The organism is Streptomyces sp. NPDC041191, assembly GCF_055591945.1.
Genome location: NZ_JBVIZC010000003.1, coordinates 443,657 through 457,423, shown reverse-complemented (window position 1 = coordinate 457,423; position 13,767 = coordinate 443,657). Strand labels below are relative to the sequence as shown.

9 protein-coding genes are annotated in these 13,767 nt (G+C 74.5%); 2 read left to right on the top strand and 7 right to left on the bottom strand.

Annotation, left to right across the window (positions count from 1 at the left end; all coding sequences use genetic code 11):
• Positions 1-15 precede the first annotated feature (15 nt).
• From ACZ6AQ_RS08135 to ACZ6AQ_RS08125, 3 genes are all read right to left on the bottom strand, one after another.
• The gene (locus ACZ6AQ_RS08135; protein ID WP_468758369.1) at positions 16-1,686 is read right to left on the bottom strand and encodes a hypothetical protein; all 1,671 of its coding nucleotides are present in this window, start codon (positions 1,684-1,686) and stop codon (positions 16-18) included.
• Between the two features lie 131 nt (positions 1,687-1,817).
• Positions 1,818-2,147: a hypothetical protein gene (locus ACZ6AQ_RS08130; protein ID WP_468758368.1), complete on the bottom strand. Its 330-nt coding sequence runs from the start codon at positions 2,145-2,147 to the stop codon at positions 1,818-1,820.
• Positions 2,148-2,514: 367 nt separating this feature from the next.
• Positions 2,515-3,369: a GntR family transcriptional regulator gene (locus ACZ6AQ_RS08125; protein ID WP_468758366.1), complete on the bottom strand. Its 855-nt coding sequence runs from the start codon at positions 3,367-3,369 to the stop codon at positions 2,515-2,517.
• 191 nt (positions 3,370-3,560) lie between these two features.
• On the opposite strand from ACZ6AQ_RS08125, the gene ACZ6AQ_RS08120 reads away from it, so the two are divergent.
• Positions 3,561-4,427, top strand: coding sequence for a (2Fe-2S)-binding protein (locus ACZ6AQ_RS08120; protein ID WP_468758364.1), 867 nt, complete (start codon positions 3,561-3,563; stop codon positions 4,425-4,427).
• Between the two features lie 216 nt (positions 4,428-4,643).
• Positions 4,644-5,753: a DUF2637 domain-containing protein gene (locus ACZ6AQ_RS08115; RefSeq protein ID WP_468758363.1), complete on the top strand. Its 1,110-nt coding sequence runs from the start codon at positions 4,644-4,646 to the stop codon at positions 5,751-5,753.
• A gap of 105 nt (positions 5,754-5,858) precedes the next feature.
• Here the strand turns inward: ACZ6AQ_RS08115 and ACZ6AQ_RS08110 are convergent, their stop codons facing one another.
• The 4 genes from ACZ6AQ_RS08110 to ACZ6AQ_RS08095 form a co-directional block, all read right to left on the bottom strand.
• Positions 5,859-6,263 (bottom strand): ATP-binding protein, encoded by a 405-nt coding sequence (locus tag ACZ6AQ_RS08110; protein ID WP_468758362.1) that lies wholly within the window; start codon positions 6,261-6,263, stop codon positions 5,859-5,861.
• An 87-nt stretch (positions 6,264-6,350) separates the two neighbouring features.
• Entirely contained in the window at positions 6,351-8,093 is a 1,743-nt protein-coding gene (locus ACZ6AQ_RS08105; RefSeq protein WP_388696877.1) for a pyruvate dehydrogenase, read from the bottom strand.
• 27 nt (positions 8,094-8,120) lie between these two features.
• On the bottom strand, positions 8,121-9,704 hold the full coding sequence (locus tag ACZ6AQ_RS08100; RefSeq protein ID WP_468758360.1) for a protein phosphatase 2C domain-containing protein: 1,584 nt from the start codon (positions 9,702-9,704) through the stop codon (positions 8,121-8,123).
• 123 nt (positions 9,705-9,827) lie between these two features.
• A complete protein-coding gene (locus tag ACZ6AQ_RS08095) occupies positions 9,828-13,589 on the bottom strand; it encodes a S8 family peptidase (protein ID WP_468758358.1) in 3,762 nt (1,253 codons plus the stop codon).
• Between the last annotated feature and the right edge of the window lie 178 nt (positions 13,590-13,767).

Sequence of the window (13,767 nt, the reverse complement as noted above, 5' to 3'; positions counted from 1 at the left end):
GAACTTGACTGCTCGTCACCCGTTCGGCGCGAGGCAGAGAAGGCTCTCGTCCGTACCGACGAGGAGGGAGCCGGCTCCGGTGACGGCGACGGCGCGGACCGGGGGCCCGGGACGTACGGAGAGCGTCGGGCCGCCCTCCGTCCGGTGGAGCTCCACGAGGCCGTCGCCCCACGCCACCGCGACCAGGGGGCCGTCCGGGGTCTCCGCCGCGTGCAGGGAGACCACCGGCGAGGGACGTGCGGCGAGGGGTTCGGGGCGGGGGTCCCGGCCCGGCGTCCAGAGCCGTACGGTCCCGTCGGCACCGCCGGAACAGACGAAGGGGGTCGCGGAGCCGACCGCCGTGACCGCGGTGACCCGGCCGCTGTGGGAGGCGGCCTGGTGGAGGCCGGTGAGACCGAAGGCGTGCACGGAACCGAGCCGGTCCCCCACCACCACCGAACCGGCGACGGCCGCCAGGGCCGTGCCCGGGTGACGGGCCAGGGTCGCGGAGACCGCCTCGGTGAGGCGTTCCAGGTACGCGGGGCGGGGCGCCGCTCCCCGTACGGCGTGCAGCCTGCCCCGGTCGTCCAGGAGCAGCACCGTGCCGTCCGGCGCGGGCGCCAGGGCCGCGATCCGGCCGGGGACGGCGTGCGCCAGGCGCCCGGCGGAACCGGCGTCCGACTCGTGGAGCAGGCGTACGGTGCCGGTGCGGTCGCCCACGAGCAGGGTGCCCTCCAGCGGCCCGCCCGCCGCGCCGAGGACGGCGACGGGGCCCGGCCAGGGCGGGGTCAGGTCGCCCCGGTGACGGGCCCACCGGAGCCGCCAGGGCGCGGTCCGCGCGAGGTCCGCGAGGGCGGGGCGCAGCCGGGGGTCGGCCCCGTCGCCGAGGGCGGCGAGCAGGACCAGGGCCCGGTCCGCCGGGTCCTGGTCGCGGCAGAGCGACTGGCCGGCCCGCATCCAGGCGGTCCGGAGGCCGCCGTGGTCACCGGCGGACCCGCCGGGGCGGCCGGACGGTTCGGGCCCGTCGGGGGTGCCGGGCACGCCGGCGGGCGCGGCGCCCGTGACGTACGCCGCGGTGACGAGGAGCGGGTCCGCGGCGCAGACGGCCACCGGATCGGAGAGGTCCGGCGGCGGCCCGGCGGGCTCCCCGGGTATACCGGGGGCGGCGGGGTCGGGATCGCCGCCGAGGTCCACGAGGACGACGCCGCGTGCGGAACGCGGGGCGGCGGGGGCGAGGAGCCCGTCGCGGGCCTCCACCACGAGGCGGACCCGCCCCACGTCCGCGAGTTCCGCGATCAGCCGGGTGAGCGCGGCGGGTTCGGCGGCGGCGTGCAGGTCGGTGAACAGCAGGACGGGCCGGCCCGTGGACCGGGTCTCGCCGGTGGCGAGGACATCGACGAGTTCGTCCGCCGACCGGGCCACGACGCCGAGGCGGTCCGCGACGGTCCAGGCCGCGCCGAGCGCGCTCTGTCCGGCAAGCGGGACGAGGACGCGGGCGGGACGGCGGCGGGCGCGGGCGGAGCGGGGGGCGTGTGCGGCGAGCCGGTGGAGCAGGGCGGTCTTGCCGCTGCCGGGGGCGCCGGTGACGAGGCAGAGCGGGGGCGCGCCGGGATCGGTGAGCCAGCCGAGCAGGGCGTCGGCCCCGGCTTCCACGCCGGCGGCGGGCCGGCGTCCGTCCCGGGCCGGAGGCGGGGTCGCGGACGGCATGGGGACACCTCACGGGCGGCACGGTGCGAACGGCTGACGCCCACGACCTTAGTCGCCCGACCCCGGGAGGCGTCCTGCCGCCCGGGCCGGGGGTGCGGGCAAGCCCCTCGGAGAACCGGCCGACGCACGGATCACATGTCTCCGGGGGCGCCCCGCGCACGGACGAAGACGTCGCCCGAACGGGGCTTCACGATCACCGGGCAGGAGTTCCACAGCTCCACCCCGGCCGTGATCAGTTCCAGTACCGCGCCCCGCTCGTCGGGAGTCCACGCGGAGCACTCGTCCCCGAACAGTTTCTCGTAGGCGCTGTCGTGCGCCGCGCTCTGCCGGGGCAGCCGGTGGATCCCACCGGTTCCTCGGGCCAGATCCTCGAAGAAGTTCCACGCCTCCAGCAGCACACCCGAGGGAACGCGTCGGCGCACCGGGTCCTCCAGCCAACGCTGGACACGGACGAGCTCCAACGTGCCGGTCTCGGAAGTGACCGGTCTCCGTCCCCGCCGACTCGCATACATCCGTGCCTGCCGGACGGTCACGAACACCGGCACCCGACGGCGATCGGCTTCCGGCAACGCCAGCACCCGATCGGGTTCGTCGTCCCCGCCACCGATCCACAGGACCACCCCGGCGCGGTCGGGTCCCCGCACCCGATACGCGTAGAGGCTCCCGCCCCCACCACGGCGCCCGGCCGCGAACGCGTCCGCCCTCCCTGTCTCCGCCACCCGCTCACACTGGCACGACCCGTGAGAACCGTCGCGGGATTTCTCCGCGGGGACCGGCGTCATCGAGAACCCGGAGACGCCCCCTCCCGGCCGACGATCCGGCACGCTCCTAGTACTCCGAACCCGTGAAGTGCTCCCGTACCAGCGACTTGACGACCGTCAGGTCCTGGGCGACCAGCGCGTCGAGCAGGGCGGTGTGTTCGGCGGCGTCCGCGACGAGCACGCCGTGGCGGAGGGCCGGGGCGCTGAGCAGGGGCCACTGGGACCGGCGGTGGAGGTCGTCGGCGACGACGAGCAGCTGGTCGTTCCCGGCGAGGGAGAGGACGGCCCGGTGGAAGGCCCGGTCGGTCTCGGCGTAGTGGGCGCGGTCGCCCCGGGCGGCGGCGGTCGCGGTGGCCTCGGCCAGCGGACGCAGCGCGGCCCAGCGGGCGGCCGGAACGGTGCGGGCGAGCCGCAGCATGACGGGGACCTCGATGAGGGCGCGGATCTCGGCCAGCTCGGCCAGTTCGCGGGAGGTGCGTTCGACGACGCGGAAGCCCCGGTTCGGCACGACCTCGACGGCGCCCTCGACGGCCAGGCGCTGCATGGCCTCGCGGACGGGGGTCGCGGAGACGCCGAAGCGCTCCGCGAGGGCCGGGGCCGAGTACACCTCGCCGGGGACCAGTTCGCCGCCGACGAGGGAGGTGCGGAGGGCGTCGAGGACCTGCTCCCGGACGGAGTGCCGCCGTACGGCCGGGCGGGCGGGGGCGGCCGGGCCGTCCTCCTGCGGGCGCGCGTCCCGGGAGCCGTGCCGCGTCCCGCCGTCCCGGACGGGCCACGGTTCCGCGCCCCGGGTCTGGTCCGGGAGGCGTACGGGCGCCTCGCGCACGGTTCCGGCGGGTCCCGCGTGCGCGGGGCGCGCGGCCCCGGCGGAGGGCGGGAACGGGCTCTCCGTCTCCCGCTCGCGCGCCGCGCCCTGCTCCACCCGGGTCCTCCCGTGACCTCGTACCGGTCCCGGCTCGCGTCGCGCGGGTCCCCCGTGCACCATAGGCGAACGGACCGGCACCCGGGACACGAGGGACCCCGCAGGTCGGAGCGGTGCGTCGGTGGTGAGACACCCGACCGAATCAGGTAAGGTAAGGCTTACCTGCCAACGCTCGCGATTCGGTGGTCCGCATGACCGTCCCCACCCTGCTGCCCGCCCCGCCCGCCTCTCCCGTCGCGGCCTCCTACGCCCGCCTCGCCGAGGTCTTCCCGTACCTGCGGGTGGAGGAGCACGCCCGCGGCGCATCGCTGCCGCACGGCGAGGGATGGGTGGACGCGGAGGCGCTCGCGGCCGGTGGCGCCGCGCTCGACGCCTTCCTGACCTGGGACGACGAGCAGGTGCTGCGCGACTACGGCACCCGGGGACGCCCCGACGTCGTCGCCGGCTTCGGACTGCACCGCTACGCCTGGCCCGCCTGCCTGCTCGTCACCGTCCCGTGGTTCCTGGAGCGCCGGGTGCCCCGGCTCCCGGTCCGGAACGTGGCCTTCCACCGGACGCTCGGACGTCTGGCGGTCCGGATCGAGGAGTTCGCCTGCCTGCCGGACGATCCCGCCGCGGCCCTGCCCGGCGCCCGGGTCGTCCCCGGCGAGGAGGCGCTGCGGGCCGAGGTGCGCTCGTCGCTCGCCGAGCACTTCGAGGCGGTCCTCGACGGCTTCGGCTCCCGGATGCGCCGAGGCCGCCGGGCCCTGTGGGGGATGGCCACGGACGAGATCGTGGAGGGCCTCTGGTACGTCGGCACCCTGCTCGGCGAGGAGCGGCGGGCGAGGGACGAGCTGGAACTCCTCATGCCCGGCACCGTCAAGCCCCACAAGCCGTACGCGGGTTCCGCCGGCTTCCGCGACCTTCCCGGCACCGAGGGGCCGGAGGGCGGTCCGCTCACCACCCGTGACCGGGCCACCTGCTGTTTCTTCTACACACTGCGCCCCGAGGACACCTGTGTGACCTGCCCGCGCACCTGCGACGCCGAGCGGGTCCGCCGGATGAGCGCCACCGCCTGAAACGCCCCGTCGGCCGCGCGACGGTTCACGCCACCCGGAAGGGTGGCGCGAGTCGAACGCAAATCCCTTCCCTTGAAAGGGCGTTCGAGCAGAACGTCCTCATTCGCACGGCTCGACACCCCGATGGCGTGCACTTGCCCGGAAACACCGTGGGTGCCCCGCGAGGTCCGCCAGTATGGGCGGCCAAACGCCCTGACGCGATGCAAGGGACACCGCATGAGACTGACCGACATATCGCTGGACTGGCTGCTCCCGGGCGGCGTGATGGTCGCCGGAGTCCTGACGGCGGTGGCGGTGCTCGCGCGCGGGAAGCGCGCCGGTGACCAGGCCCCGGCCGAGGACTCCTGGGAACGCAGCGAGGAGCGCCGCAGGCGCAAGGAGGCCGTCTACGGGTTCGCCTCGTACGGCCTGCTCTTCTGCTGCGCGGCCGTCGCGGCCGCGCTCTCCTTCCACGGCCTCGTGGGCTTCGGCCGGCAGAACCTCAACCTCTCCGGGGGCTGGGAGTACCTCGTGCCCTTCGGCCTCGACGGGGCGGCCATGTTCTGTTCGGTGCTCGCGGTCCGCGAGGCCAGCCACGGCGACGCGGCCCTCGGCTCGCGCCTGCTCGTCTGGCTGTTCGCGGGCGCGGCGGCCTGGTTCAACTGGGTGCACGCGCCCCGGGGCATCGGCCACGACGGGGCTCCGCACTTCTTCGCGGGCATGTCCCTCTCGGCGGCGGTCCTCTTCGACCGGGCGCTGAAGCAGACGCGCCGGGCCGCGCTGCGCGAACAGGGCCTGGTGCCCCGTCCGCTGCCGCAGATCCGGATCGTCCGCTGGCTGAGGGCCCCCCGGGAGACCTTCGCGGCCTGGTCCCTGATGCTCCTGGAGGGCGTACGGACCCTGGACGAGGCGGTCGACGAGGTGCGCGAGGACCGGCGGGAGAAGGAGCAGAACCGGATGCGCAGGAGGGACCAGGTCAAGCTGGACCGGGCCCGGCTCCGGGCGATCAACCGTCAGCACCGCGCCTTCGGGCTCGGCCGCGGCGGCGACCGGGGCGAGATGGCGGCCCTGAACGCCACGGCCCCTTCGGGTGCGGTGCCGGCCCCGGGTTCCGGGCCGGGCTCCACGACGGCCGCCGTCCAGGCGCCCGTCGTGGAGCCCGCCATAGCGGACCCCGGACAACTGCCGCTCCGCCCCCGGCCCTCCCTGCAAGCCGTGAAGGGCGATGAGCCCCGGACGGGAGACCCCCGGACGGTGGACCCCACCGCCGAGGACGACACCCAGGCGCTGCCCCGCCTCGACTCCCTGGAGCGCAAGCTCAAGGACCTGGAGCAGCAGTTCGGCTGAGCACGGGAACGGAAGAACACGAGGAGCGGGGCCGTCCGGGGACGGCCCCGCTCCTCGCGCGTTCCCGCCGTCCGCCCGGACGCGTCGGGTGCGTGGCGCGACCGCTCACGCGGCCTCGCCGCTCAGTTCGAACCACACCACCTTGCCCGTCCCCTGGTCCTCGACGCCCCAGGAGTCGGCCAGGGACCGGACGAGGACGAGCCCCCGTCCGTTCGTGCCGTCGTCGGCGGGCGGGGCGGACGACGTCCTCAGCCCCGGGACGAAGTCGCGCACCTCGACCCTCAGTTGCTCGGGGACGACCGTCGCGGTCACGACGGCCCCGTGGTCGGTGTGGACCAGGGCGTTGGTCACCAGTTCGCTGGTGAGCAGCTCGGCCACGTCGGAGGCGCCCGGCCCGCCCCACTTCCCCAGCAGTTCGCGCAGGGCGTGCCGCACCTCCGGAACGGCGGCGAGATCCGCGCATCCCACCTTTCTGAGCAGTTGAGTCGGCTGCCGTGCCTCCCCGGTCATGTCCCCCCACCCGTGGTCGCGTCGAACAGGCTCACGGGGATGCATGCCCCGCAGGGCCGCCGACACACATGGAGTGGTCGCGGAGGGTCAGGGTCTGGGTACGTTCCGCAGGTTCGAGCGGGCCATCTGGAGCATCCGCCCCACTCCCCCGTCCAGGACCATCTTGCCGGCGGAGAGCGCGAAGCCGGTGACCATGTCGGCCTTGATCTTCGGCGGGATGGAGAGGGCGTTGGGGTCGGTGACGACGTCCACCAGGGCCGGCCCCTTGTGCCTGAACGCCTCCTTGAGGGCGCCCGCGAGCTGCTTGGGCTTCTCGACCCGGACGCCGTAGGCCCCGGCGGCGCGGGCGATGGCGGCGAAGTCCGGGTTCCTGTTCGTCGTCCCGTACGAGGGGAGCCCGGCGACCATCATCTCCAGCTCGACCATGCCGAGCGAGGAGTTGTCGAAGACGACGACCTTCACGGGCAGGTCGTACTGGAGGAGCGTGAGGAAGTCCCCCATGAGCATGGAGAACCCGCCGTCGCCGGAGAGCGAGACGACCTGGCGGTTCAGGTCGGTGAACTGCGCGCCGATCGCCTGCGGGAGCGCGTTCGCCATCGAGCCGTGGCTGAACGAGCCGATGATCCTGCGCCGTCCGTTCGGGGTGAGGTAGCGGGCCGCCCAGACGTTGCACATGCCCGTGTCGACGGTGAACACGGCGTCGTCGTCGGCCAGTTCGTCCAGTACGGAGGCGACGTACTCGGGGTGGATGGGGGTGTGCTTCTCGACCTTGCGGGTGTACGCCCTGACGACCCCTTCGAGGGCGTCGGCGTGCTTCTTGAGCATCTTGTCGAGGAAGCGGCGGTCCTTCTTGGCCCGGACCCGGGGCGTCACGCAGCGCAGGGTCTCCCGGACGTCCCCCCAGACGGCGAGGTCGATCCGGGAGCGGCGCCCGAGGCGTTCGGGCCGGACGTCCACCTGGACGATCCTGACGTCGTCGGGCAGGAAGGCGTTGTACGGGAAGTCGGTGCCGAGCAGGATCAGCAGGTCGCACTCGTGGGTGGCCTCGTAGGCGGCGCCGTACCCGAGCAGACCGCTCATGCCGACGTCGTACGGATTGTCGTACTGGATCCACTCCTTGCCCCGCAGGGCGTGGCCGACCGGTGCCTTGATCCGCTCGGCGAACCGCATCACCTCCTCATGCGCCCCGGCCGTGCCGCTGCCGCAGAAGAGCGTCACCCGGTCGGCGTCGTCGATCATCCGGACCAGGGCGTCCACCTCGGCGTCCCCCGGACGGACGGTGGGCCGGGTGGTGACGAGGGCGCTCTCCGCGCTCTTCTCCGGGGCCGGCTCGGCGGCGATGTCGCCGGGCAGCGAGACGACGCTGACGCCGCCGCGGCCGACGGCGTGCTGGATCGCCGTGTGGAGCAGCCGGGGCATCTGCTGCGGGTTGGAGATGAGTTCGCTGTAGTGGCTGCACTCGCGGAAGAGCTGGTCGGGGTGGGTCTCCTGGAAGTAGCCGAGGCCGATCTCGCCGGACGGGATCTGCGAGGCGAGGGCGAGGACCGGGGCCATGGAGCGGTGGGCGTCGTACAGGCCGTTGATGAGGTGCAGGTTGCCCGGACCGCAGGAGCCCGCGCAGGCGGCGAGGCTCCCGGTGATCTGAGCCTCGGCGCCCGCCGCGAAGGCCGCGGTCTCCTCGTGCCGCACGTGGACCCAGTCGATCCCGCGGGTGCGGCGGATGGCGTCGACGACCGGGTTCAGGCTGTCGCCGACCACCCCGTAGAGGCGCTTCACGCCCGCGCGCACGAGGATGTCGACGAACTGTTCAGCGACGTTCTGTTTGGCCATGGTCCCATCAACACACGGCCCGCCGGGTTACGCCTCCCAGACCGCCGCCGCCGTACGGTCATCGGCGTAACCGGTCACCCTCAGCTGGGTGTCGGCGAGGAACTCGGCGAGGCCGGGCGGTTCCGCCCCGGTCCAGCGGCCGGCCAGCTCCCGGGCGAGACCGGGTTCGCCGCGCATCGGATCGGCCAGGCCGGGCGAGGCGAGCAGCAGGACGTCACCGGAACGGGCTACGGAGGCGCGGAAGCGGAACGGTTCGGCCGGCGGCGGTACGGGCTCCTCGACCAGCGGTCCGGGCGCGGTGGTGATGCCGAGGTCCATGGTGAGCCGGTCGCCCTCCTCGGTCGCCTCCGGAGCGGACGGCGAGCCGGGCCCGGCGGCGGGGGCGCCGGTGGCGGCGGCCGGTTCAGGGAGGAGCGGTTCGATGTCCTGCCAGGCACCGTCGCGGAGCCGGAAGAGACCTCCGCCGCCGACCCCGAAGAAGATCCGGGTGCGGCACTCGGGGTCGGCGGGGAGGAGGAGGCAGCGGAGCGACGCGGTGTACCCCTCGGGGGCGAGGCCCTTCTCGGCGGCGCGGGCGCGCAGCTTGCCGTACGTGCGGTCGGTGAGCCGGTGCAGTCCGGACTTGAGGTCGCGCCGGCGGCCTGACCTGATGTCCTCGGAGAGCCGGGCGTGACTGCGGCAGACGGCCTCCGCGATCCACCGGCAGGCATCGGCCGCGGCGACGTGGGCGTCCTCGGCGGCGCGGGAACCGGCGGCGACGGCGACGAGGACGAGCGCGGCCTCGTCGTGGCCGAAGCGGGCGGTGAGGAGGGCGTCGCGGCGGAACTCGCCCCGGTAGCGGGCGGAATCGCCGCGTACGGAGGCGGCGCGCAGGGCGCAGGTCCCGTAGCGGGCGCCGTCGAGGACGGTGTCCGCGACCAGCCCGGCGAGTTCGCCCGGACGGGCGGCGGGCAGGGCGGTGGGTTCGGGGTCGTAGGTCGGCGGCCGGCTGCCGACGAACCCGGCGCGGGGCCGGGGCACGGCGGTCCGTACGGCCGGCTCGGCGGCACCGTCCGCCGGTACGGGGCCGGGGTTCCGGTCCGGGTCCGGGTTCTGGTCCGGGTTCTGGTCCGGGTCCGGGTCCGGGGGCGCCGGCGCCCGGACGGCGGGCGCGGGCGGGAGGGGAGGTGCGGGGGGAACGGGAGGTGCGGGAGGTGTGGGGGGAACGGGAGGTGCGGGCGTGGAGGCGGAAGGCGCAGGGGGCGTGGGCGCGGAAGTAGGGGCGGGTGGCGGGGTGGCCGGACTCGCCGTGGGGGGCGCGGGCGCCGTGGGGGACGAAGGCGCCGCCGGGGCCGGGACGGTGATCGGGGCCGGCTCCGCCGTGTCCGTGCCCGGACCGGAGGCCGGGGCCGCCGGGGCCGCCGGGGCCGCCGGGGCCGCCGGGGCCGCCGGGGCCGGTTCCGGCCGCGCGGCCCTGGGGTCCGGGGGTGGTGCGCCGCCCGGTGGGCCCGCCGTGGCGCGGGCCGCCGTGGCGAAGTGGTCGTCGAGCGTGTCACCCGGGACCGCCGGGGCCGTGTCCGGCTCCGACTCGTCGTAGAGCTTGTCCCACCAGCTGTCCGCCTGCTGAGTCATGCCCTTATTGTCCACCGGGCGGGGGTCCCGAAAACGGGACATCGCGAAAAGCGTCGTGGCACACGGGTGGTCCGCCGGACGACCCCACCCCCCACGGGAAGGACGTCCGGCGGACCGGCGTGGTCAGCGCACGTCGTAGGCGCGGACCACGGTCTGGGTGACGGAGTTGCCGTTGGCGTCCGTCAGTTCGGCCTTCAGGGTGACCGGTTTGCCGGTCGCGCCCGCGTGGTTCACGGTCGCGGTCCAGCGGCCGCCCTGCTGGGAGACCCGCGCTCCGGTCCAGGTCGCGCCCCCGTCGTAGGAGTACGAGAGCCTGGCCGAGGTGAGCGGCGCGGGGGTGTAGCCCGCGTGACCCGTCACGGTGAGGCCGATGTGCTGGCCGTCGGTCGCGGCGAGGGTCTTGAGGCCGTCCTCCGGAAGGTCGTACCGGGGGAAGAGAATCGGGATCCCCTGAGAATAGACGTTCTCGTCGAGCTTGGAGGTGAATTTCCACACCGAGTTGACGGACGTGGAGCGGGCCCACACCTTGCTGGCGAACTTCGCGACGTTCTGTTCGAGCGTGTACGTCCCGGATCCGGCCGGTACCTCGAAGGTGCCGTAGGGCCAGGCGGTCTCGTCGAGGAGTTCGCCGTCGCGGCGGAGGCGGAGGTTGCCGACGTCGCCGAAGGAACCGGGCAGGGCGTGGTGGGTGTTGTCGCCCCACATCGCGGCGGCGAAGCCGATGACGTTGCCCTGCCGCTCGGCGACGAGGACCGGCTTCCCGGTGGTGTCGCGCGGCGCGGTGGGGGCGATGACCCCGTCGTACCAGCGTTCGGTGCGCTTCTCCCCCGCCGTGTAGACGTGCCGGGTGCCGACCATGAGTTCGCCGAAGGGGAAGTTGCTGCCGACCAGTTGCTCCCAGGCGGTGTCGCCGGTGGAGTGGTACTCGGTCCGGGTGCCGGGCATCGGGACCGCTTCGAGGGCGGCGAAGGAGACGCGGACGCCGTTGGGCCGGTGGGCCGCGGGGCTGTCCATGAAGTCGGCGGCGGTGCCGGTGGAACCGTACGTGGAGTCCGTGCGGCCCAGTTCGCGGTCGCGGACCCGGTACTCCTTGCCGGCGCGGATCGTGCCGGTCTCGGGGAACGCGAGGTTGTAGACGTACGGGCTCTTCGCGGTGGCCTTCCACGCGAGGGTGACCGGGCCCGCCGCCAGCCTCGTCAGGAGCGCGGTCGCCTCCGCGGAGGGGACGGAGAGGGCCGGCAGACCGGCGCCCATGAAGCCGCCGATCGGGTACCAGCGGCCGGGGGCCGCGTGGTGGACGACGACGGCGACGGCTCCGGCGGCCTTGGCGGCGCGGACGACGGGGAGCACGTCGTTGGAGTCGTCCGGGAGGCGGACGAGGGCGATGCCGCCCTTGACGTCGGCGGCCTTCAGCTCGTCCGGGGTGCCCGTTCCGGCGTCGACGAGGCGGGCGGAGCCCGTGCCGTCGAGGTTGTCGGAGGCGATGGACGCGGTGAGCGGGTGCAGGGTCAGCCCGTCACCGGTGCGCAGGGAGGTGATCTGCGGGGCGGCGCCCCGCCAGTAGCTGCCGAACTCGAAGTCGCCCTCGTGGGCACGGCCTTCGACGGAGGCGTAGTAGCCGCGGACGCTGCGCGGTCCGGCGGCGGTGCCGGCGTGTATCCAGGAGTCTCCCCAGGTGCGGGCGAACCCCAGCGTGGCACCCCGGAGTTCGACCTCCCGGTCCGTCTTCACCGACAGCCTGTGGGCCTTGCGGGCGTCGAGGACGACCGTGGTGTCCTTCGTCAGCTCCAGCTGCGGACGGCCGAGGTAGGTGAGCGAGTCGTTCAGCGTGGCGCCCTCGCCCGCGTCGGGCGTGGTGACGAAGGAGGAGAGGAAGTAGCTGCCGGGGCGCAGGCGGTAGACCTGGTCGGCGGCGCCCTCGTTGAAGCGGCGCTCCCCGGTGGCGTCGTCCGTGCCGATGAGGTCGACGGAGGAGGAGCCGGCGGCGGGCTCGCCCAGGCGGTCGATCAGCTTGACGCGCAGGGTGACGGTCTCGGGCTCGACGTACAGGGAGAACGGGGTGGAGACGTGGACGCCTCCCCTGCCGGTGGCGATCACGCGGCCGGTCACGTCGCCGTACTGGGCGCGGTCCAGGCGGGCGGCGGGGTCGAGTTCCAGCGGGACGTTCACGGTGGCGCCGGCCGGGACGGTGACGGTCCGGGCGCCGGTGCGGGCGACGGCCGACCGCACGCGGGAGCCGTCGTTGCCGGTGACCTCCTCGACGGCCAGGTCCAGGGTGACCGGGGCGGCGGAGGTGTTGGTGTACGGGACGGAGACGGTGGTGCGGTCGCTCCTGTCCTGCGGCCAGGAGAAGGTGCCGCCCTGGACGGCGGGGGCGCCGATGACCTTCTGGTCGACGGCGGCCTTCACGTCGAGGCGGCCGGCGCCGACCTCGCGGACGTCGCCGGGGACGTCGCTCTCGGCGGAGGCGACGAGCGCGGCCTTGATCCGCTGGGCGGTCCAGTCGGGGTGGCGCTGCTTGACGATCGCGGCGGCGCCCGCGACGTGCGGGGTGGCCATCGACGTACCGGACATGGACTGGTAGGCGTACGGGCCGCGACCGCCGGCCGCGGCGGCGGAGATGGCGACGCCGGGCGCCGCGATCTCGGGCTTGAGGGTGTGGTTGACGAGCGTCGGGCCGCGGCTGGAGAAGTACGCGGTGGAGTCGTCGCGGTCGGTGGCGCCGACGGTGAGCGCGCTGGGCGCGCAGCCGGGCGAGGAGACGGTGTTGAGGGAGGGCCCCTCGTTGCCGGCGGCGACGACGAAGAGGGTGCCCTCGTTCTGCGCGAGCTGCTCGGCGGCGACGCTCATCGGGTCGGTGCAGTCGGTGGGGACGGGGCTGCCGAGGCTCATGGAGACGACGTCGGCGCCCTGGGCGACGGCCCACTCCATGCCGGCGATGATCCAGGAGATCGCCCCGGAACCGGAGTCGTCGAGGACCTTGCCGTTGAGGAGCTCCGCGCCGGGCGCGACGCCCTTCTTCTTGCCGCCGCTCGCCGCGCCGGAGCCGCCGACGGTGGAGATGGTGTGGGTGCCGTGGCCCTGGTGGTCGTCGGTGGTGCCGGAATCGGTGAAGTTCTTGGAGGCGGTGACGCGGCCCTCGAGGTCGGGGTGCTCCACGTCGGCGCCGGTGTCGAGGACGGCGACCCTGGTGCCCTTGCCGTCGTAGCCGGCGGCCCACGCCTCGGGGGCGTGCACCTGCTTCGTCGAACGCTCCAGGGTGGCCTCGACCTTGCGGTCGAGCCACAGCTTGCGGATGCCGGAGGCGGTGCGGGCCTTCGGGGCGTCGATCTCGGCCCAGAAGGTGGCGGCCCCCTTCTTCTCCGTCGTGAGCGCGACGCCGTCGACGGCCGCGAGGACCTGGCCGCGCCGGGCGCCCCGGGGGGTGAGGGGGACGGAGCGGGCGACGTCGGAGCCGTAGACCGCGATGAGGGGCAGGGTCGTGGTGGCGTCGTCGTCGTAGCCCTGCCGGATCAGGCCGGTGACGTTGAAGAGCTCCTCGTCGACGCGTCCGGCGGCGAGCGCGGCGGTGGCGGCCTCGGGGTACACGTACAGGTCCTTGCCGGAGCGGCGGGTCTGGACGGAGGGAACGGTCCCGTCCTCGCGGGGCAGGGCCGTGGCCGCCGGGTCGCCCTCGGTGTCGTGGGTGACCAGGACGCGGTCGCCGGTGACCAGGGTGACCGTGGTGGCCCGTGTCCCGGTGCGGGCCTGGGCCTCGCTGCCGACCAGTGGTCTCTTTCCGGTCGTGCCGTCCGTCGGCTCATTCGCCACGGACGGCGCGACCGCGGTGGCCGCCAGGACGACGGCGGTCGCCGCTCCCAGGGCCGTACGCGAAAACGGGCGCATCGCTCTCTCCATCTGATTCCGGGAAGAGGGCGCAAGAAACCCGCTCCCAGGGGCCGTTGGTGCTGCGGTGGCGCCACATTGGCAGAGGTGGGGGCGGTGCGGGGATGATGGGGCGGGCGGGAATACGCCGTGGCCGTTTCCCGCCAGGTCACCGACGGAACGAATGCCTCCGGTGGGC